We start from the raw sequence: 18,509 nt of genomic DNA on the forward strand, positions 1-18,509 counted from the left end.
GGAAGAGGGGAGCCGGGCCGTGCGTGACCGTACCGCCGTCGTCGTCCCCCCTGCGCGGACCGAGGTGATTCTGGTGTCCTCGTCCGCCCGGTGCCCGCTGCGCGGCCGGCACCGGACGCCCGTGACGCCCCGCTGACACCCGGCAGACCGCTCCGACGAGCGGCCGACCCGCCACCTCCGTACGGCTGTTCTCGCCGTACGGTCCTGTCCGCCCGGCGCACGGGAGATCGCGCTGCCCTGTTCAGCAGAACCTCCCGAAAGGCCCTGGGCCGTGCGCACCAACCCCACCACCCTCGCCGCCGTCCGCAATCTCGGCATCCTCGCCCACGTCGACGCCGGCAAGACCACCGTCACCGAGCGGATCCTGTACGCGACGGGCACCACCCACAAGCGGGGAGAGGTGCACGACGGCACCACCGTCACCGACTTCGACCCGCAGGAACGCGACCGAGGCATCACGATCTTCGCCGCCGCGGTCAGCTGCGCCTGGGGCGGGCACCGGATCAACCTCATCGACACCCCCGGCCACGTCGACTTCGCCGACGAGGTCGAGCGCTCGTTGCGCGTCCTCGACGGGGCGATCGCCGTGTTCGACGCCGTGGCCGGCGTCGAGCCGCAGAGCGAGTCGGTGTGGCGCCAGGCCGACCGGCACGGCGTACCGAGGATCGCGTTCGTCAACAAGCTGGACCGCGCGGGCGCCGACCTCGACCGGGCCGTCGACTCCATCCGGGAACGGCTGCACCCGTCCCCGCTCGTCGTCCAGTTGCCGATCGGCGCCGAGGACGCGTTCGCGGGCGTGGTCGACCTGGTGCGGATGCGGTCCCTGACCTGGCCCGACGGCGCGGATACGGCCACCGAGGGGCCGGTGCCCGAAGCGTTGCGGGAGGAGGCCGCACGGCGCCGCCGCGTGCTGGAGGAGGCGGTCGCCGCACTGCATCCGGCCGCGCTGGAGGAGTTCTGCGACCGCGAGACGCTCTCCACCGGCACTCTCGACGCGGCCCTGCGGGACCTCACCCACAGCGGGGACGGCCTGGTCGTGCTGTGCGGCTCCGCCTACCGCGACCGCGGCATCGAACCGCTGCTGGACGCGGTGGTGGCCCACCTGCCGTCGCCGCTGGACGTGCCCGACGTACGCGGTGTCCACGAAGGCGCCGAGGAGCGGCGGGCCACCGATGCCGAAGCACCGTTCGCGGGGCTGGTGTTCAAGGTGAGCGCGCACACCACGGGACGGCTGGCCCACGTCCGCGTCTACTCGGGCACGATCGAGAAGGGGGACACCGTGCGGGACCCGGGCACCGGACGCACCGAGCGCGTGGCACGGATCCTGCGGGTCATGGCCGATCGGCACGTCCGGCTCGACCGGGCGGTGGCCGGTGACATCGTCGCACTCGCGGGCGTGAAGTCGGCCAGGGCCGGCTCCACGCTGTGCGACCCGGGCGCCCCGCTGCTCCTGGAACCGCCCGTGGCCGCCGAGCCCGTGGTGTCCGTGGCGGTCGAGGCGCGGCGCGCCACGGACACCGGACGGCTGGCGTCGGCGCTGGCGAGGCTCGCGGAGGAGGACCCCTCGCTGGTGGTGCGGACGGACACCGAGACCGGGCAGACCGTGCTGTCGGGGATGGGCGAACTCCACCTGGAGGTCGCGGTGGAGAAGATCCGCCGTGCCGGAGGGCCGGAGGTCGGCGTGGGCCGCCCCCGGGTGGCGTACCGCGAGACCGTCGTGGGCGGAGTCGGCGGGTTCGTGTTCCGGCACGTCAAACAGGACGGTGGGGCGGGGCAGTTCGCCCATGTCGTGCTCGACGTGGAGCCGCTGGGCCCCGAAGCGGGCGTCACCGGTTTCGTGTTCCGGTCCGCCGTGGTCGGCGGGCGGGTGCCGCAGGAGTACGTCCGCGCGGTGGAGGCCGGATGCCGGGACGCCCTGGCCGAGGGCCCGCTCGACGGGCATCCGGTGACGGGGCTGCGGGTCACGCTGACCGACGGTGCCACGCATGTGAAGGACTCCTCCGACACGGCGTTCCGCACCGCCGGCCGGCTGGGGCTGCGGGAGGCGCTGCGCGCCTGCGAGATGGTCCTGCTGGAGCCGGTCGCCGAGGTGACGGTCACGGTGCCGGCCGACGCGGTCGGCGCTGTGCTCGGTGATCTGGCCGCACGGCGCGGCCGGGTGAGCGGATCCGAGACCCGGGGCGGCTCGACGGCGGTGACCGCCACCGTGCCGCTGGTCGAACTGTTCGGCTACGCGACCCGGTTGCGCGGCCGCACGCAGGGGCGGGGCACCTTCACGACCCGTCCGGCCGGTCATGCCCCGGCACCGCGGCCGGAGCCGGTGCGGTAGCGGGGCGGGGTGGGGCGCCGGTGCGGTGAAGTCCGCACCGGCGCCCGTGCCGGTCCTAACCGAGCCTGTCGACCGCTTCCTTGGCCTCCTTGAGACCGGCGCCGGTGGTCTCCCGGTACACCTTGATGGCGTGGATCTTCTTGCCCTCGCGTACCAGTGCGGTCACCTCGTCCATCCGCGCGACGTCCTCCCGCAGGTCCAGATGCTCCATGATCAGGTCGAGCTTGCGCTCGACCCGCGCGAGACGTCCTTCGGCCCGTGCCAACCGGCTTGCCACACCGAGGGCGCAGCCGACCACGGCGAGGGCGAGTGCGAGGTACACCACTGTGTTCATGACCGAGCATGCTAGACGCGCGGCTCCGTCTCTCTGACGTGGACACGCCTGCCATGTCGGCACCGTGGACGTGGCGCTGAGCACATCGACGCAGTGCGGCTGTGCCGCGGCCGTCCGCGCCGGGAGTTCCGGTGACCGCTCTCGGGCCTCACCCGTGCGACCCGAGAGCCCCGGCTCAGGCCAGCCTCCCGTCCAGGGCCGCCTGCCAGGCCGGTGACGGCACCGTTCCGCCGGATGGCCGCGGGCGTCTGCCGCCGCGGGCGAAGAACGCGGCGAGGGGGAGGACCGCCGCGCCGACGGTGACCGCGTCCGGGCCGAGGCGGCCCAGGTCGATGCCCACCCGGCTCGCGGGAAAGCGCAGGGCGTGCGCCAGGGCGTGCCCCCGGACCTCGTCCAGGAAGCCGCCGCCCAGCTGGAGGCCCGCCCAGCCGCCGATCAGGACCCGTTCCGGCTGGAAGAGGTTGATCAGGTCGGACAGGCCGGCGCCGAGGTACGCGGCGGTCTCGGCGAGTACGGCCGCGGCCACCGGATCCGCCTCCCGGCCGTCGGCGGGGCGGGCCGCGGCCAGCAGTTCGGTCAGCGCCCGCTCCTCACCGGACCCGGCGGACGGCCGTCCGCCCGCCTCCCGCCAGCGCGCCACCAGCGCCTCCGCGCCCGCGTAGGCCTCCAGACAGCCGCGCGCCCCGCACCGGCACCGGCGCCCGCCGACCCGCACGGTCAGATGCCCCCACTCCACCGCCCGCCCCTGCTCGGCCTCCTCGGCGACGACACACGCGCCGACCCCCGAACCGAACAGCACCACCACGGCGTTGCGCGCCCCGCGCCCCGCGCCGAACCACATCTCCGCCTGCCCCAGCGCCTTGGCGCCGTTGTCGACGAAGTACGGGACCTGCACCGGGAGCCGGCCCGTCCGACGGAGCAGGAGTTCCAGCGGCACCGCGTCCCAGCCGATCGTCTGCCCGTGGACGACCGCTCCGTCCGCACCGCCGTCCTCGATGATGCCGGGCACGCCGATGCCGACACCCAGCAGCTCGCCGGCGGCGAGGCCGGAGACGCGCAGGACCTCGCCGATGCCGTCCGCGACATGGCCGACGACGGCGTCGACCTCGTACCCGCGCGGCCCCAACGGCCGTTCGGCCCAGGCGAGTTCCCTCATGCCGAGGTCGAACAGCTCGACCCGCACCCGGGTCTCGCCGACGTCCACCCCGATCAGGCGGCCGCTGTCCCGCCGTACCCGCAGCAGCCGGCGCGGCCTGCCGACGTCCGCGCCGATCAGTCCGGCCTCCTCCACCAGGCCGTCGGCGAGCAGTTCGGCGACCACGTTGCTGACAGAGCCCGAACTCAGACCCGTCGCCGGGCCCAGCGCGTGCCGGCTCATCGGCCCGTCGACATACAACCGTTGCAGAACGGTGCTCCGGCTCTCCCGCCGCAGGTCACGCACCGTGCGACCGCTCAGCCCTGCCACCTGGCCTCCCAAATGTCCGTGATTTTCCGGCCCGTTGTACCGTCCGGCGCTGCCGGATCCCTTGACGTGCGTTTCTCTTGAGGTTTAACTCACGTCCTAAATTAAGCCATGAGGGGACTTCGTGGGCCGAACGGGGTGTCGGCCCCCCGAAGACGCCCCTCGGGGTTCTCGACTCCCGGAAAGGGACACCAGGAGCCATGCGCAGCATCCGAGCCGCGGCCGTAGGCGCCGTGACCATGTCTCTCGCCCTCGCGGCCACGGCCTGCGGAGGCGGTTCGTCCAGCGGTGGCGGGTCCGACGACTCGCCGAAGACGCTGACGTACTGGGCCTCCAACCAGGGCGCCAGCATCGCCGTGGACAAGAAGGTCCTCCAGCCCGAACTCGACAAGTTCGAGAAGCAGACCGGCATCAAGGTGAAGCTGGAGGTCGTGCCCTGGTCCGACCTGCTGAACCGCATCCTCACGGCGACCACCTCCGGCCAGGGCCCGGACGTGCTGAACATCGGCAACACCTGGAGCGCCTCGCTCCAGGCGACCGGCGCACTGCTGCCCTGGGACGCGAAGAACTTCGGCAAGATCGGCGGCAGGGACCGTTTCGTCGACTCCGCGCTGGGCTCCACCGGCGCCGAGGGCAAGGACCCGGCCGCGGTCCCGCTCTACTCGATGGCGTACGCGCTCTACTACAACAAGAAGATCTTCGCCGACGCCGGCATCGCCAAGCCGCCCGCCACCTGGGACGAGCTGATCGCCGACGGCAAGAAGATCAAGGCCAAGGGCAAGTCGGTGCTCGGCGCCGAGGGCTCCAACCTGTCGGAGAACATCCACCACGTCTTCGTCTTCGCCAAGCAGCACGACGCCGAGTTCTTCACCGCCGACGGCACACCGGACTTCGCCAACCCCAAGGTGGTCGACGCGGTCAAGCAGTACGTCGACCTGATGGCCAAGGACAAGGTCATCCCCACCGGCGACGCCGAGTACGCCCAGAACCAGTCCGTCAGCGACTTCGCCAAGGGCAAGCAGGCCATGCTGCTCTGGCAGTCCGCGGCCGCCAACCTCAAGTCCCAGGGCATGAGCGAGGACGACTACGGCATCGCCCCCGTGCCCGTGCGGTCCGGGACGCCCGGCACCGGCGCCGGGACCAACTCGATGGTCGCGGGCATCAACATCGCCGTCTTCAAGAACAGCCACAACCTCGACGGCGCCACGAAGTTCGTGAAGTTCATGACCAGCGACGAGGAACAGAAGACCCTCAACACGGCCTACACATCCATCCCACCGGTCAAGGGCGCCCAGGGGGACGCGGCGTTCAACTCCCCGGCCACCGCGGTGCTCAAGCAGACCCTCGCCACCAGCGCCGCGGCACTCCCGCAGGTCGCGTCCGAGTCGCAGTTCGAGACGACGGTCGGTACGGCCGTCAAGGAGCTGTTCGCCGACGCCGCCGCCGGACGGGCGGTCACCACCGCCTCCGTCAAGGCGAAGCTGGAGAAGGCCCAGCAGCTGATGCCGAAGGCGTGAGCCGGACCATGACCACCACCGCTCTGCAGGAGCCGGTGCGGAAGACGTCCCCCGGTGCGGCGCGCGAACCCCGCCGCCGCACCGGGCGGATCCGCCGGATCTCCCTGCCGTACCTGCTGCTCCTGCCCGCCCTGCTGCTCGAACTCCTCGTCCACCTGGTGCCGATGGCCATCGGCATCGTGATGAGCTTCAAGGAACTCACCCAGCTCTACATCCGCGACTGGGGCACCGCGCCCTGGTCGGGCCTCGGCAACTACAAGGTGTCGGTGGACTTCGACGCCCCGGTCGGCGAGGCCCTGCTGCACTCCTTCTTCGTCACCGTCGGCTTCACCCTGCTGTCGGTCGGCCTGTGCTGGCTGATCGGCACCGCGGCGGCCGTCTACATGCAGGACACCTTCCGCGGCCGCGGTCTGCTGCGGGCGCTGTTCCTGGTGCCGTACGCCCTGCCGGTCTACGCGGCCGTCATCACCTGGGTGTTCATGTTCCAGCACGACAACGGTCTGGTGAACCACGTCCTGCACGACCAGCTGCACCTCACCGACCAGCCGTCCTTCTGGCTGATCGGCGACAACAGCTTCTACGCCCTGCTGACCGTGTCGGTGTGGAAGGGCTGGCCGTTCGCCTTCCTCATCGTGACGGCGGGACTGCAGAACATCCCCCGGGAGCTGTACGAGGCCGCGGCCCTGGACGGCGCCGGGATGTGGCAGCGGATCCGCCGCATCACCCTGCCGTCGCTGCGCCCGGTCAACCAGGTGCTGGTCCTCGTGCTGTTCCTGTGGACCTTCAACGACTTCAACACCCCGTACGTCCTGTTCGGCAAGGCCGCCCCGGAGGCCGCCGACCTCATCTCGGTCCACATCTACCAGGCCTCCTTCGTCACCTGGAACTTCGGCACCGGTTCCGCCATGTCGGTCCTGCTGCTGCTCTTCCTGCTGGTCGTGACCGGCGTGTACCTGCTGCTCACCTCACGCGGACGGAGGGCCGCCGATGTCTAGCACCAACTCCCCGATGGCACCGCCGCGTTCGTTCGTCTGGTCCCGCCGGGTCTTCCTCGTCCTGCTCTCCGGGTTCGTGCTGATCCCGGTGTACGTGATGGTCTCCAGCTCGCTGAAGCCGCTCGCGGACGTCACGGGGAAGTTCCTTTGGCTGCCCAGCGAGGTGACGATCCGGCCGTACATCGACATCTGGTCGACGGTCCCGCTCGCCAAGTACTTCGCGAACTCGCTGATCGTGGCCGGCGCGGCGACCGTCTGCTCCGTCGTCATCGCCGTGTTCGCGGCCTACGCCGTCAGCCGCTACGACTTCCGCGGCAAGCGCGTCTTCACGGTCACCGTGCTGTCGACGCAGATGTTCCCCGGCATCCTCTTCCTGCTCCCGCTGTTCCTCATCTACGTCAACATCGGCAACGCCACCGGCATCGCCCTGTTCGGCTCGCGCGGCGGGCTGATCCTGACGTACCTCACCTTCTCCCTGCCGTTCTCGATCTGGATGCTCATCGGGTACTTCGACTCGGTGCCGCGCGACCTGGACGAGGCGGCCCTGGTGGACGGCTGCGGCCCGCTCAAGGCGCTCCTCAGGATCGTCGTGCCGGCCGCGATCCCCGGCATCGTCGCGGTCGCCGTCTACGCCTTCATGACCGCGTGGGGAGAGGTGCTCTTCGCGTCCGTCATGACCAACGACACCACCCGCACCCTCGCCGTCGGCCTCCAGGGCTACTCCACCCTCAACGACGTCTACTGGAACCAGATCATGGCCGCCTCGCTCGTCGTGAGCGTGCCCGTGGTCGCGGGGTTCCTGCTCCTGCAGCGCTATCTCGTCGCCGGTCTGACGGCGGGCGCCGTCAAGTGAACACCACCCCTGATCCCGAAGGGACTTCCGTGTCCGAACCCATCGACCTCGCCGCCTTCCCGCACGACTTCCTGTGGGGCACGGCGACAGCGGCGTACCAGATCGAGGGAGCCGTCGCCGAGGACGGCCGTACGCCCTCGATCTGGGACACCTTCTCCCACACGCCCGGGAAGATCGCGAACGACGACAACGGCGACGTCGCCTGCGACCACTACCACCGCTGGCGCGAGGACATCGGCCTGATGCGGCGACTCGGCGTCAACGCCTACCGGTTGTCGGTGGCCTGGCCGCGTGTGGTCCCCGGCGGGACGGGTCCGGTGAACCGCGCGGGGCTCGCCTTCTACGACGAACTGGTGGACGCCCTGCTGGAGGCGGACATCACCCCGTCCGTCACCCTCTATCACTGGGACCTGCCGCAGGTGCTCCAGGACCGCGGCGGCTGGCCCGAACGGGACACGGCCCTCGCCTTCGCCGAGTACGCCTCGGCCGTCGCCGGCCGTCTCGGCGACCGCGTCAAGCACTGGGCGACCCTCAACGAGCCCTCCTGCTCGTCCTGGATCGGCCACCTGGAGGGCACGATGGCCCCCGGCTGGACCGATCTGACCGCCGCCGTACGCACCTCGTACCACCTGCTCCTCGGCCACGGCCTCGCGACCCGGGCCATCCGCGCCGCCGTCCCCGGCGCGCAGGTCGGCATCGTCAACAACCTCTCCACCGTGCACGCGACCACCGACCGCCCGGAGGACCTGGCGGCCGCCCGCCGGCACGACGGCCACGTCAACCGCTGGTGGCTGGACCCGGTGCACGGCCGCGGCTTCCCCGCCGACATGCGCGAGGTGTACGGCGTCGAACTCCCCGAGCGGGCCGGCGACCTGGAGACGATCGCGGCACCACTGGACTGGCTGGGCCTGAACTACTACTTCCCGGCGTACGTCGCCGACGACCCCGACGGGCCGGCGCCGTACGTCCGTTCCGTCCGTCGTGAAGGCGTCGCACGCACCGGCATGGACTGGGAGATCGACGCGTCCGGCATCGAGACACTGCTGCTCCGGCTCACCGAGGAGTACGGCGCCCGGAAGATCTACGTCACCGAGAACGGCTCCGCCTACCCGGACGTGGTCCGTCCCGACGGCAGCGTCGACGACCCGGAACGCCAGGACTACCTGGAGCGCCACCTCGCCGCCTGCGCCTCGGCCGTCCGCCGGGGTGCCCCGCTCGCCGGCTACTTCGCCTGGTCGCTGCTGGACAACTTCGAGTGGGCCTACGGCTACGACAAGCGCTTCGGCCTGGTCCACGTCGACTACCGCACCCAGGTCCGCACGATCAAGGGGAGCGGCCACCGGTACGCGGACATCGTCCGTGTGCACCGGGGGCAGGCACGCCGGGCCGCCTGAGTCCGGCCCGGACGACCGGTGGGCCCGGGTGCGTGAGCCCGCGCCCACCGGTTCCGGACGCGCTCGCGCCCGGACGACGCGGCCTGGACTGTCATGCACGCGCCAATGCGCGACAAAGGCATCCCCACCCCACTGAGGAGAGCCGCATGCCATCCCGTATCCCGCGCACCCTGCTCGCCGCCGCCCTGTCCACCGCGGCCCTGCTGGCCGCACCGGCCCACGCCACCCCGGCAGCCGCCTGGGACACCGACCGCGCGGCCGCCGCGTACGCCGTGAACCCGTGCGCCGTCACCGCGTCCGGCAGCGAGAACGCCGGCACCGCCCCCGGCCTCGCCTTCGACGGCAACGGCTCCACCCGCTTCTCCAGCGACTTCGCCGACCACGCCTGGATCCGCGTCGACCTCGGCTCGGTGATCCGTGTCGACCGGGTCGCCCTGAACTGGGAGGCCGCCTACGGCAAGCGCTACGGAAAGCCGACGCTGCCGGGAGGAAGGGCTGTGCCGCTCAGCGTTCCGGCTGGGCCGGGCTTACCACCAGGGGCGCCGCCTGTACGGCGGGGTGCTGTACAGGCGGCGGCGGACCGCTGCGGGGGAGTGGTGTCAACTCACCGGAGGCTGCCCGTTCAAGAGGCAGCGCGTGTCGGCGTCAGACGTGGAGGCAGCGCTCACGCAGCTCGGAGATGACGGCCTTCTCGCGTGCGTCGAGGTCACCGTCCACCGTGGCAACCCGGTCGGCGGCGTCGAGGATGTCGCTCAGATCCCCGGACTCGGCTTCTACGCGCTCCCACACCTCGGCGGGGTCGATGTCGACGAGCTGAGCGAGCTGGTCGTCGACGACCTGATGCCGCTCCTGGACCAGCCGCACCAGGTGCCGCATCAGCAGCGCCTCATCATCGGCGATCTTGTTGTTCGCCCTGATGACGAGCCAGGCGACCCACAGCATCAATTGCGGGTGCCGACTCCGCTTGGTCATACCCTCGGCGACTTCGATCACCCGCGCCTCGTTCCGGAAGACGGCCTGCGCGTGCCGCCCGGCGAGGAGCGTGGTGTAGCGGTTCAGCAGTACCGCGAGGGGAACGCCGACCAGGGGGATACCGATTTTGATGACGTTGCGCTGCAGGAGGTGTTTCCCGACGACGGGGAGCGCCCTTCCGGCGGTGAGTACCGATCCCGAGTAGAAGCGCTTGACCAACGGTCGCACCAGAGCCGGAACCGCTTTGACCACCGTCTTGTTGGCCGCCTCGCCACTCTTGATCGTGAAGGCCACGCGGATGAGCTTCCACAGGTCCTCGGGATCGTTTACGTCGAGCGGTACCCGGTAGAGCACGGAGATGTCGTAGGCCAGGCGGAGCTGAAGCTGGGAGAGGAACGCGACGTCGACCATCATGGACGCCGCGGCCGCGGGGACGGTGGCCGGTGAGGCACCCCCGAGGCTCCCGATGGTGGCGGCCACGGTCGCCGTGTAGGCCCCGGCGGAGAGTCCTCCTTCGAGCGCGGCGTACCGGGCCGCCATTTTGATGCGCTGATCGACGATGGCGTCCGCGGGAACACCGGTGTACCGGTCCTGGAAATACTGCCAGTCGACCTTCTTGGTGTACGAGTTCATGGCATGAGCGGCGAGCTTGGTGAACCAGTTGCCCGACTTGATGTCGTCCGCGCTCAGACCCTTGACGAAGTCCTTGATCTCGTCCTGCTCCTGCTCGACGACCTTCCGGTCGGCCGAGTCGTCCGCCTCGATGTCGGCAGCGTCCATAGGAGCTTTGGTCATGACGAGTTTCCCCCCAGGCGGTTCAGCAAATGGCCAGGTTGCGAGGTGTGAACAACCCCGCTGCGCCCTCAGCGCGGTGGCCCGGCGAGCAGCACATAGTTGATGGTTACATCGTTAAGCGGCAACTTTACGCGTCATCATGTGATTGACACCGGCGCTTTCGACAACCGCCGGGGGGCTTCTGACTCCGAGAAGGCCTTGACGGAACTGCGCGCCGACGCCGGGGTGACCAGTACCTGCCTCAGTCGTCAGTGAACACCCCGACCACCCACCCCGTATCCCCCCACCGTGGGAAGATCCCTCACCATGAGCGCGTCCCCGGTGGTGCGAGGCCTGCGGGCCGCGGTGTTCGCCGCGGTGTGCGTGCTGCTCGCCGCCGCCGGGCACGGGCTGGCCATGTGGGACATGCCGCCGTTGTGGGCCGACGCGGGCGGGTTCCTCGCCGTCTTCGCGCTCGGCTGCGCGCTCGGCGGGCGCGAGCGGTCGCTGGCCGGCATCGGTGCCGCCATGCTCGGCACACAGGCAGGGCTGCACCTGGCGTTCCGCGCGGCCCACCGAGGGAGCACGCCCGACAGCTCCACGCGTACGGCGTCCACGCCGGGACACACCATGACGGCGATGCAGGCGCACATGGCGCACCTGGCGCACCTGACGCACGCGCACCCCGTCCACCTCCACACCGCGGCCCACCCCACCGCCACCGGTCACGCCACCGTCGCTCACCTCGTCGCCGCCCTCGCCGCCGCCTGGTGGCTGCGGCGGGGCGAGGCCGCGCTGTGGTCGTTGCTCCGTCGGGCCGGCACGCTCGTACCCGGGCTCGTCGCCTGGTGGCGGGACGCGCCCCTGCCCGCGTCCGCCGCTTCCGCCCCGCGCGTCCCGGCCGACCCGGCACCACCCCGCCGAACCCCGCTGCGCCACGCGGTGCACCGGCGCGGACCCCCGGCCCCGATCCCGTACCCGGCCTGACCCCTCACCCACCCAGTTCGTACGGAGATCGACTCACCCATGTCCACGTCCCGCATCACCCTGCGCCGCGCCGGAACCGTCACCGCCGTGGCGGCCGCCTGCGTCCTCCTCGCCGCCGGTGCCGCCTCCGCGCACGTCACCGTGCACCCGGAGAGCTACGCCAAGGGCGCCACCGACGGCGTGCTCACCTTCCGCGTCCCGAACGAGGAGGACAGCGCCGCCACCACCAAGGTCCAGGTGTTCCTGCCCACCGACCACCCCGTGCTCGGTGTCCTCGTCCACCCGCAGGACGGCTGGACCGCCAAGGTCACCACCACGAAGCTGAAGAAGCCGGTCAAGACCGACGACGGCACCATCACCGAGGCGGCCTCCTCCATCACCTTCACCGGCGGGAAGATCGGCGCGGGTCAGTACGAGGACTTCGACGTCGCCTTCGGCCAGCTTCCCGACGACACCGGGAAGTTGACGTTCAAGACGCTGCAGACGTACTCCGACGGCAAGGTCGCCCGCTGGATCGAGGAGTCGACGGGAGGAGAGGAGCCGGAGAACCCGGCTCCCGTGCTCGAGCTCACCGCGGCCGGTGCGGACACGGCGTCGACGGCGTCGAAGAGCACCACGCCCCGGGCCGCCGATCCGGCGGACTCCACCGACTCGACCGCCCGCGGCCTCGGCATCGCCGGGCTGGTCGTCGGCGTACTCGGCCTCGCCGCCGCCGGGTTCGCGATCGTCCGGGGTCGGTCGGCACGGTCGTGAACACGGCGTAGGCACCTCGTAGGCACCTCGTAGCCACCTCGTCGGCACACGGAGAAGGGCCCGGACCGTCCACCGGTCCGGGCCCTTCGCCGTGCTGACGTGCGGATGAAAGGCGGTCGCTGTCGGCCGAGGGCGGTCAGGAGGGGCGGCTGCGATCCTGTCGCTCTCGGTGCGCCCCCGCCGGCCCGCCACGCGTCACCGCCCGGCCAGCTCCAGCACCATGGGCTCCGGCGCGGCCGGAGTCGGGACCGGGTCCTGGACCCGGGTGCGGGAGTTGCGCCGCAGCCACAGCACGTCCCGGCCGAACGACCACAGCAGCGAACCCAGGGCCGACAGCACGATCGTGAGGTTCGCCGCGGACGGCAGCAGCTCGGAGCCGGCCAGCAGCAGCGCGATGCCCTGCACCGCGGCGACGGTCTTGCGGGCGAACGACGGCGGCAGCGCGGCGTTCAGCCAGGGGGCGACGCGGGCCGCGGCGACGAAGGCGTACCGCATGCCGCCGATCAGCAGCACCCACGGGCCGAGCTGCATGGACACGTACACGCTCAGCACCAGGATCAGGAACGCGTCGACCTCCATGTCGAAGCGGGCGCCCAGCGCCGAGGAGGTGCCCGTACGGCGGGCCACCTTGCCGTCCACACCGTCCAGAAGGAGGGCGACGGCGGTGAGACCGACCAGCAGCGTCACCGGCGGCGCGCTCTCGAAGGAGTCCGCGACCAGCGCGGTCACCCCGCCGACCAGGGTCGCCCGGCCGAGCGTCACCCGGTTCGCGGGCCCGAAGGAACTGAGCCGGGAGCGGTGCAGGGCGCGGGAGAGAACCGCCCAGGTGGCGAACGCGAAGACCAGCCCCGTCAGCCAGCCGGCCGGCCCGAGGCCGATCACCGAACCGAGCAGGGCCAGCAGCAGGATCTGGATACCCGCTCCCACAGCGGTCTCCTGCTGGAGCCTCGCGTCGTACGTGTTGTTCAGGGCCACCGCACACCCTCCGGCCGAGTGACAGAGTCGATCAACGCCGCGTACTCTGCGCGGCCTGTGCACTTCTCGGTACGTGAACAACTTGCCGATCGTTCAGGAGGATGCCGATGAACCGTTCCGCCCGCGCGTTCTGGCTCGGCTCGCCCGGCCACGGCGAGCTGCGTGACGTCACCCTCGCGGAGCCCGCCGAGGACGAGGTGCTGGTGCGTGCCCTGTACTCCGGGATCAGCCGCGGCACCGAGACGCTGGTCTTCCGCGGGGGCGTTCCCGAGAGCCAACACGCCGCGATGCGGGCGCCGTTCCAGGAGGGCGACTTCCCGGGCCCGGTGAAGTACGGCTACCTGAACGTCGGCGTCGTCGAGGAGGGCCCGGCTGAGCTGATCGGCCGTACGGTCTTCTGCCTGTATCCGCACCAGAGCCGTTACGTCGTTCCGGTGAGCGCCGTGACCGTCGTACCCGAGCGGGTGCCCGCCGCACGAGCCGTGCTCGCCGGGACCCTGGAGACCGCGGTGAACGCCCTGTGGGACGCGGCGCCGCTGATCGGCGACCGGATCACGGTGGTCGGCGGCGGCATGATCGGCTGCTCGGTGGCCGCGCTGCTCGCCCGCTTCCCCGGCGTACGGCTCCAGCTGGTCGACGCCGATCCGGCCCGCGCGAAGACCGCGGAGGCGCTCGGCGTCGACTTCGCGGCACCGGCCGACGCCCTCGGCGACCGCGACCTCGTCGTGCACGCCAGCGCCACCGAGCAGGGCCTCGCCCGCGCCCTCCAACTCCTGTCCCCGGAAGGCACGGTGGTGGAACTGAGCTGGTACGGCGACCGGCGGGTCGCCCTGCCGCTCGGCGAGGCCTTCCACTCCCGCCGGCTCACCCTGCGCAGCAGCCAGGTCGGCACCGTCTCCCCGGCGGCGCGCGCCGGCCGCACCTACGCCGACCGGATGGCCCTCGCCCTCGACCTGCTCGCCGACCCGGCGCTGGACGCGCTCGTCACCGGCGAGAGCGCCTTCGACGATCTCCCGGACGTCATGCCCAAACTCGCCTCCGGGGAGATCCCCGCCCTGTGCCACCGGGTGCGGTACGCCTGGACGGGTCTGACCTGAGAAAAGAGTGAGAGGGGGCTGAACACGGGGAAGCGAAGAGCCGTACTACACGGCATCCCCCGGCGGCCAAGGGCCGGGGGACCAGACGCGCCGCACCTGGAGGGTCGTCCGTTGTTCAGCATCACCGTCCGCGATCACATCATGATCGCCCACAGCTTCCGCGGCGAGGTGTTCGGACCCGCGCAGCGACTGCACGGCGCCACGTTCCTCGTGGACGCGACGTTCCGCCGCGAGCAGCTGGACGAGGACAACATCGTGGTCGACATCGGTCTGGCCACGCAGGAACTGGGCGCCGTGGTCGCCGAGCTGAACTACCGCAACCTCGACGACGAACCCGAGTTCGCGGGGGTCAACACCTCGACCGAGTTCCTCGCCAAGCTCATCGCCGACCGGCTCGCCGAGCGCGTCCACAAGGGTGCCCTCGGCGAGGGGGCCAGGGGCCTCGCCGGCCTCACGGTCACCCTGCACGAGTCGCACATCGCCTGGGCGAGTTACGAGCGTGGCCTGTGACCGATCTGACCGTGGGTCCGGAGCCCGCCGTGCCGAGCCTGGGCACCGGGAGCCGCGACACCGTGGAGAGGGCACGCCTCACCTACGTGCCCGCGCAGCCCATCGCCGCCGACAACGCCGGAATCATCCCCATGTCCCTGCGCACCGTGCACTTCGTCATGCCGGGCGGCGTCGACGACCCGGCCGCGCCCAGCGGCGGCAACGCCTACGACCGCCGGGTCTGCCTGGACCTGCCGGGCTTCGGCTGGCAGGTCGCCCGGCACGCCGTGCCCGGCGACTGGCCGAGCCCCGGCCGGGACGCCCGGGAGGGCCTCGCCCGCGCACTCCGTGAGCTGCCGGACGACTCCGTCGTCCTGCTCGACGGAATCGTGGCCTGCGGCGTACCGGAGATCGTCGTCCCCGAGGCGCAGCGCCTGCGGCTCGCGGTCCTCGTCCATCTGCCGCTCGGCGACGAGACCGGCCTGGACCCGGACGTGGCCGCCGACCTCGACGCCCGCGAGCGCGCGGTGCTGCGGGCGGTGCCCGCGGTGATCGCCACCAGCGACTGGGCGGTCCGCCGTCTCGTCTCCCACCACGGGCTCGCCCCGGACCGGGTGCACGTCGCCGCGCCGGGTGCCGACATCGCACCCCTCGCGCCGGGCACCGACGGCGTCTCCCGGCTGCTGTGCGTGGCCGCCGTGACCCCGCGCAAGGGGCAGCACCGGCTCGTGGAGGCACTGGCGGCGGTACGGGACCTGCCGTGGACCTGCGAATGCGTCGGCGGCCTCGGCCACGACCCCGAGTACGTCGCCGAGCTGCGCGCCCTCATCGAGCGGTACGGCCTCACCGACCGCCTCCACCTGTCCGGGCCGCGCTCCGGCGCCGATCTCGACGCCGCCTACGCGGCCGCCGACCTGATGGTCCTCACCTCCTACGCCGAGACCTACGGCATGGCGGTCACCGAGGCCCTCGCCCGCGGCGTCCCCGTCCTCGCCACCGACGTGGGCGGGCTGCCCGAGGCGGTCGGCCGCGCCCCCGACGGCGGGGTGCCCGGCATCCTCGTCCCGCCGGAGGAGCCGGCCGCGCTCGCGGCGGAACTGCGCGGCTGGTTCGGCGAGCCCGACGTACGCCGCCGCCTGAAGGCCGCCGCCCGGGGCCGGCGCGCCGCGCTCGACGGCTGGGCCGCCACGGCCCGCAGCCTCGCCGGAGTCCTCGGACGGCTCCCCGAACCCCCGCGGAGGGCGGCATGAGCACCCAGAGGACCGCACCGAGCGGGCCGACCACGGCACGGCAGGCGCCGGGCGGGCCGGTGCCGGCCCAGCCCGGCGCCGGCGAGGCCGAGTACAGGACCGGAACGGGCAGGGAGCGGGAGGCCGTCGTGCGGAACGCCGGTGTCGTGGGACACGAGGAGGCGCGGATCGTGGACGCCCGGGGCGAAGCGGCGCGCGGCGCCGAGGACCGTGACGCCTCCGGCGGCGCGACGGACGAGGGCGCCCCCGCCCCGGTCATCGCCGGTGCCGGTCCCGTCGGCCGCCCCGGTGAACGAGCCACCGTACGGCTGCGGGACGGGGGCTCGGAGGAGCCGCCGCGCTACGCGCCCGAGTGGCTCCAGCTGCGGGAGGGCGCCGACGCCGCGGCCCGTGCACAGGAGCTGCTGGACCCGCTGCGGACCCTGCTGGCCGGTCTGCCGGGCCGGGAGGGCGGACTGGTCGTGCACGACCTGGGCTGCGGCACCGGGTCGATGGGCCGCTGGCTGGCGCCCCGGCTCGACGGCGCCCAGCACTGGATCCTCCACGACCGCGACCCCTACCTGCTGCACTTCGCGGCCGTCGCCTCCCCGCGCTCCGCCGCCGACGGCAGCCGCGTCACGGTCGAGACACGCCGTGGTGACGTGGCCCGGCTGACCCCGGACGCGCTCGACGGGGCCGCGCTGGTGACCGCGTCCGCGCTGCTCGACGTCCTCACCCAGGACGAGATCGGCGCCCTGGCGGAGGCCTGTGCCGGGGCCGGCTGCCCCGCGCTGCTCACGCTGTCCGTCGCCGGACGGGTCGAACTCAGCCCCGCCGACCCCCTGGACGCCGAGGTCGCCGACGCGTTCAATGCCCACCAGCGGCGCGACGGGCTGCTCGGCCCGGACGCGATCGATGCGGCCTGCGAGGCGTTCGGCGAGCGCGGGGTGACCGTACGGGTGTCACCGAGCCCCTGGCGGCTCGGCCCGGACGAGGCCGCGCTGACCGAGCAGTGGCTGCGCGGCTGGGTGGGCGCGGCCGTCGAGCAGCGCCCGGACCTGCGCGAGCGCGCCGAGCGCTACCTGCGCGACCGGCTCGCCGCCTGCGCGGCCGGTGAACTGCGCGTGGTCATCCAGCACAACGACCTGCTGGCGCTGCCCGGTCCTCTCGGGGACGTGTCATGAGTACCCGGGCGGCGACGGCGGGCACGGCGACGGAGGCGCGGACGGCCGCCGCGCCGGGCCTGCGCAAGAGGACGTCCGGTACGGGCCGTACGCGTGCCGCGGTCACGGTCCGTCCCCCCAAGACGCCCCGCGCCGGCACCCGCCCCGCCGCCGACTCGGTCACCGTGGCCCCCGAAGCCCCCGGGGCGGAGCAGGGCCCGGCGAACCGCCGCTCCGGTGCGCGTGCCCTGCGCACCCACCTCGGCACCGCCGCCGGTGCGGTCATCCTCGGCGCGCTGCTGTGGCGGCTCGGTACCGGCCCGCTGCTCGACGGGCTGCGGCGGATCGACACCTGGACGGTGCTCGCCGCCCTCGGCATCGGCCTGGTCACCACCGTGTTCAGCGCGTGGCGCTGGCAGTTGGTGGCCCGCGGGTTGCGCCTCCGGCTGCCGCTGGGGCCGGCCGTCTGCGACTACTACCGGGCACTGTTCCTGAACGCGGCCCTGCCCGGCGGGATCCTGGGCGATGTGCACCGGGCCGTGCGGCACGGCCAGAGCGCCGGCGACGTCCGGCGCGGGGTGAAGGCGGTCGTGCTGGAGCGGGTCGCCGGGCAGGTCGCGCTCGCCGTCTTCGGAGCGGCCGTGCTGGTGACCCTGCCGTCACCGGTCCGTGCCGACGTCCGCGGCTTCGCCCCGCTCGTGGCCCTCGCGGCCGCCGGGGCGTTCGCCGTCGTCCTCGCCGTCCGCCTGAACCGCGCTCCCGCGCGGCGCGGCGGCGCCCTGCACGCCGTGCTGCGCGAGACCCGGCAGGTCCTGCTCTCCCGGCAGGGCGGCCCGGGCATCGCGCTGTCCTCGGCCGTCGTCCTCGCCGGCCACCTCGCGATGTTCGTCGTCGCGGCCCGCGTCGCCGGCTCCGGAGCGTCGGTCGCCGTGCTGGTGCCGCTCGCGGTGCTCGCCCTCGTCGCCATGGGCCTGCCGCTGAACGTCGGCGGCTTCGGCCCCCGCGAGGGCGTCACCGCCTGGGCGTTCGGCGCCGCCGGGCTCGGCGCGAGCAGCGGGGTCGCGGTCGCCGTGGTGTACGGCGTGCTCAGCTTCGTCGCGAGCCTGCCCGGTGCCGTCGTCCTGGTCGCCCGCTGGTACGCGGGCCTGCGGGCCGGAGCCGCGTCGGCGGACCCCGGCCACGCACC

Annotated in this window: 15 protein-coding genes and 2 pseudogenes; 13 read left to right on the forward strand and 4 right to left on the reverse strand. The window is 72.6% G+C overall.

The window, feature by feature from the left end:
- The first annotated feature begins 271 nt into the window (after nt 1-271).
- Nucleotides 272-2,329 (forward strand): elongation factor G, encoded by a 2,058-nt coding sequence (fusA, locus tag ACF08B_RS00570; RefSeq protein WP_392315355.1) that lies wholly within the window; start codon nt 272-274, stop codon nt 2,327-2,329.
- 55 nt (nt 2,330-2,384) lie between these two features.
- Here fusA and ACF08B_RS00575 read toward each other — a convergent pair whose 3' ends face one another.
- A complete protein-coding gene (locus tag ACF08B_RS00575) occupies nt 2,385-2,663 on the reverse strand; it encodes a ribosomal protein L7/L12 (RefSeq protein ID WP_392315356.1) in 279 nt (92 codons plus the stop codon).
- A gap of 175 nt (nt 2,664-2,838) precedes the next feature.
- The gene (locus ACF08B_RS00580; RefSeq protein WP_392315357.1) at nt 2,839-4,128 is read right to left on the reverse strand and encodes an ROK family protein; all 1,290 of its coding nucleotides are present in this window, start codon (nt 4,126-4,128) and stop codon (nt 2,839-2,841) included.
- Nucleotides 4,129-4,325: 197 nt separating this feature from the next.
- Between ACF08B_RS00580 and ACF08B_RS00585 the strand changes: the two genes are divergently transcribed.
- The 5 genes and pseudogenes from ACF08B_RS00585 to ACF08B_RS00605 form a co-directional block, all read left to right on the forward strand.
- Nucleotides 4,326-5,642, forward strand: a complete 1,317-nt coding sequence (locus ACF08B_RS00585; RefSeq protein ID WP_392315358.1) for an ABC transporter substrate-binding protein — start codon at nt 4,326-4,328, stop codon at nt 5,640-5,642.
- A gap of 8 nt (nt 5,643-5,650) precedes the next feature.
- Nucleotides 5,651-6,637, forward strand: a complete 987-nt coding sequence (locus ACF08B_RS00590; RefSeq protein WP_392315359.1) for a carbohydrate ABC transporter permease — start codon at nt 5,651-5,653, stop codon at nt 6,635-6,637.
- A 13-nt stretch (nt 6,638-6,650) separates the two neighbouring features.
- The gene (locus tag ACF08B_RS00595; protein WP_392316009.1) at nt 6,651-7,490 is read left to right on the forward strand and encodes a carbohydrate ABC transporter permease; all 840 of its coding nucleotides are present in this window, start codon (nt 6,651-6,653) and stop codon (nt 7,488-7,490) included.
- A gap of 29 nt (nt 7,491-7,519) precedes the next feature.
- A complete protein-coding gene (locus ACF08B_RS00600; protein ID WP_392315360.1) occupies nt 7,520-8,884 on the forward strand; it encodes a GH1 family beta-glucosidase in 1,365 nt (454 codons plus the stop codon).
- Between the two features lie 146 nt (nt 8,885-9,030).
- A pseudogene (locus tag ACF08B_RS00605) lies at nt 9,031-9,351 on the forward strand (discoidin domain-containing protein); the annotation flags it as partial.
- A gap of 178 nt (nt 9,352-9,529) precedes the next feature.
- Here ACF08B_RS00605 and ACF08B_RS00610 read toward each other — a convergent pair.
- A complete protein-coding gene (locus tag ACF08B_RS00610) occupies nt 9,530-10,651 on the reverse strand; it encodes a hypothetical protein (RefSeq protein WP_392315361.1) in 1,122 nt (373 codons plus the stop codon).
- A 306-nt stretch (nt 10,652-10,957) separates the two neighbouring features.
- On the opposite strand from ACF08B_RS00610, the gene ACF08B_RS00615 reads away from it, so the two are divergent.
- Nucleotides 10,958-11,617 carry a hypothetical protein gene (locus tag ACF08B_RS00615; RefSeq protein WP_392315362.1) on the forward strand — a complete coding sequence of 220 codons (660 nt, stop codon included), beginning with the start codon at nt 10,958-10,960 and terminating at the stop codon, nt 11,615-11,617.
- A 39-nt stretch (nt 11,618-11,656) separates the two neighbouring features.
- Nucleotides 11,657-12,370 carry a YcnI family protein gene (locus tag ACF08B_RS00620; RefSeq protein WP_392315363.1) on the forward strand — a complete coding sequence of 238 codons (714 nt, stop codon included), beginning with the start codon at nt 11,657-11,659 and terminating at the stop codon, nt 12,368-12,370.
- A 195-nt stretch (nt 12,371-12,565) separates the two neighbouring features.
- On the opposite strand, the gene ACF08B_RS00625 is transcribed toward ACF08B_RS00620, so the two are convergent.
- Nucleotides 12,566-13,345, reverse strand: coding sequence for a CDP-alcohol phosphatidyltransferase family protein (locus tag ACF08B_RS00625; RefSeq protein WP_392315364.1), 780 nt, complete (start codon nt 13,343-13,345; stop codon nt 12,566-12,568).
- Between the two features lie 107 nt (nt 13,346-13,452).
- On the opposite strand from ACF08B_RS00625, the gene ACF08B_RS00630 reads away from it, so the two are divergent.
- The 5 genes and pseudogenes from ACF08B_RS00630 to ACF08B_RS00650 form a co-directional block, all read left to right on the forward strand.
- A complete protein-coding gene (locus tag ACF08B_RS00630; RefSeq protein WP_392315365.1) occupies nt 13,453-14,442 on the forward strand; it encodes a dehydrogenase in 990 nt (329 codons plus the stop codon).
- 111 nt (nt 14,443-14,553) lie between these two features.
- Nucleotides 14,554-14,952 (forward strand): 6-pyruvoyl tetrahydropterin synthase family protein, encoded by a 399-nt coding sequence (locus ACF08B_RS00635; RefSeq protein ID WP_392315366.1) that lies wholly within the window; start codon nt 14,554-14,556, stop codon nt 14,950-14,952.
- A gap of 29 nt (nt 14,953-14,981) precedes the next feature.
- Nucleotides 14,982-16,181 carry a glycosyltransferase family 4 protein gene (locus ACF08B_RS00640; protein WP_392316010.1) on the forward strand — a complete coding sequence of 400 codons (1,200 nt, stop codon included), beginning with the start codon at nt 14,982-14,984 and terminating at the stop codon, nt 16,179-16,181.
- Nucleotides 16,178-17,344 carry a class I SAM-dependent methyltransferase gene (locus tag ACF08B_RS00645; protein WP_392315367.1) on the forward strand — a complete coding sequence of 389 codons (1,167 nt, stop codon included), beginning with the start codon at nt 16,178-16,180 and terminating at the stop codon, nt 17,342-17,344. Before ACF08B_RS00640 ends, ACF08B_RS00645 begins: the two co-directional genes overlap by 4 nt.
- Nucleotides 17,341-18,375 (forward strand): annotated as a pseudogene (locus ACF08B_RS00650) (YbhN family protein); the annotation flags it as partial. The gene ACF08B_RS00645 and the pseudogene ACF08B_RS00650, both read left to right, overlap by 4 nt.
- Nucleotides 18,376-18,509: the final 134 nt, after the last annotated feature.

It is taken from the genome of Streptomyces sp. NPDC015139, assembly GCF_043079785.1.
GTDB lineage: Bacteria > Actinomycetota > Actinomycetes > Streptomycetales > Streptomycetaceae > Streptomyces > Streptomyces albidocamelliae.

Excerpts from the sequence above, each read along its gene's own strand:
- ACF08B_RS00575 (WP_392315356.1), bottom strand. The coding sequence starts at position 2,663 with ATGAACACAGTGGTGTACCTCGCACTCGCCCTCGCCGTGGTCGGCTGC.
- ACF08B_RS00585 (WP_392315358.1), top strand. The coding sequence starts at position 4,326 with ATGCGCAGCATCCGAGCCGCGGCCGTAGGCGCCGTGACCATGTCTCTC.
- ACF08B_RS00590 (WP_392315359.1), top strand. The coding sequence starts at position 5,651 with ATGACCACCACCGCTCTGCAGGAGCCGGTGCGGAAGACGTCCCCCGGT.
- ACF08B_RS00595 (WP_392316009.1), top strand. The coding sequence starts at position 6,651 with ATGGCACCGCCGCGTTCGTTCGTCTGGTCCCGCCGGGTCTTCCTCGTC.
- ACF08B_RS00610 (WP_392315361.1), bottom strand. The coding sequence starts at position 10,651 with ATGACCAAAGCTCCTATGGACGCTGCCGACATCGAGGCGGACGACTCG.
- ACF08B_RS00615 (WP_392315362.1), top strand. The coding sequence starts at position 10,958 with ATGAGCGCGTCCCCGGTGGTGCGAGGCCTGCGGGCCGCGGTGTTCGCC.
- ACF08B_RS00620 (WP_392315363.1), top strand. The coding sequence starts at position 11,657 with ATGTCCACGTCCCGCATCACCCTGCGCCGCGCCGGAACCGTCACCGCC.
- ACF08B_RS00630 (WP_392315365.1), top strand. The coding sequence starts at position 13,453 with ATGAACCGTTCCGCCCGCGCGTTCTGGCTCGGCTCGCCCGGCCACGGC.
- ACF08B_RS00645 (WP_392315367.1), top strand. The coding sequence starts at position 16,178 with ATGAGCACCCAGAGGACCGCACCGAGCGGGCCGACCACGGCACGGCAG.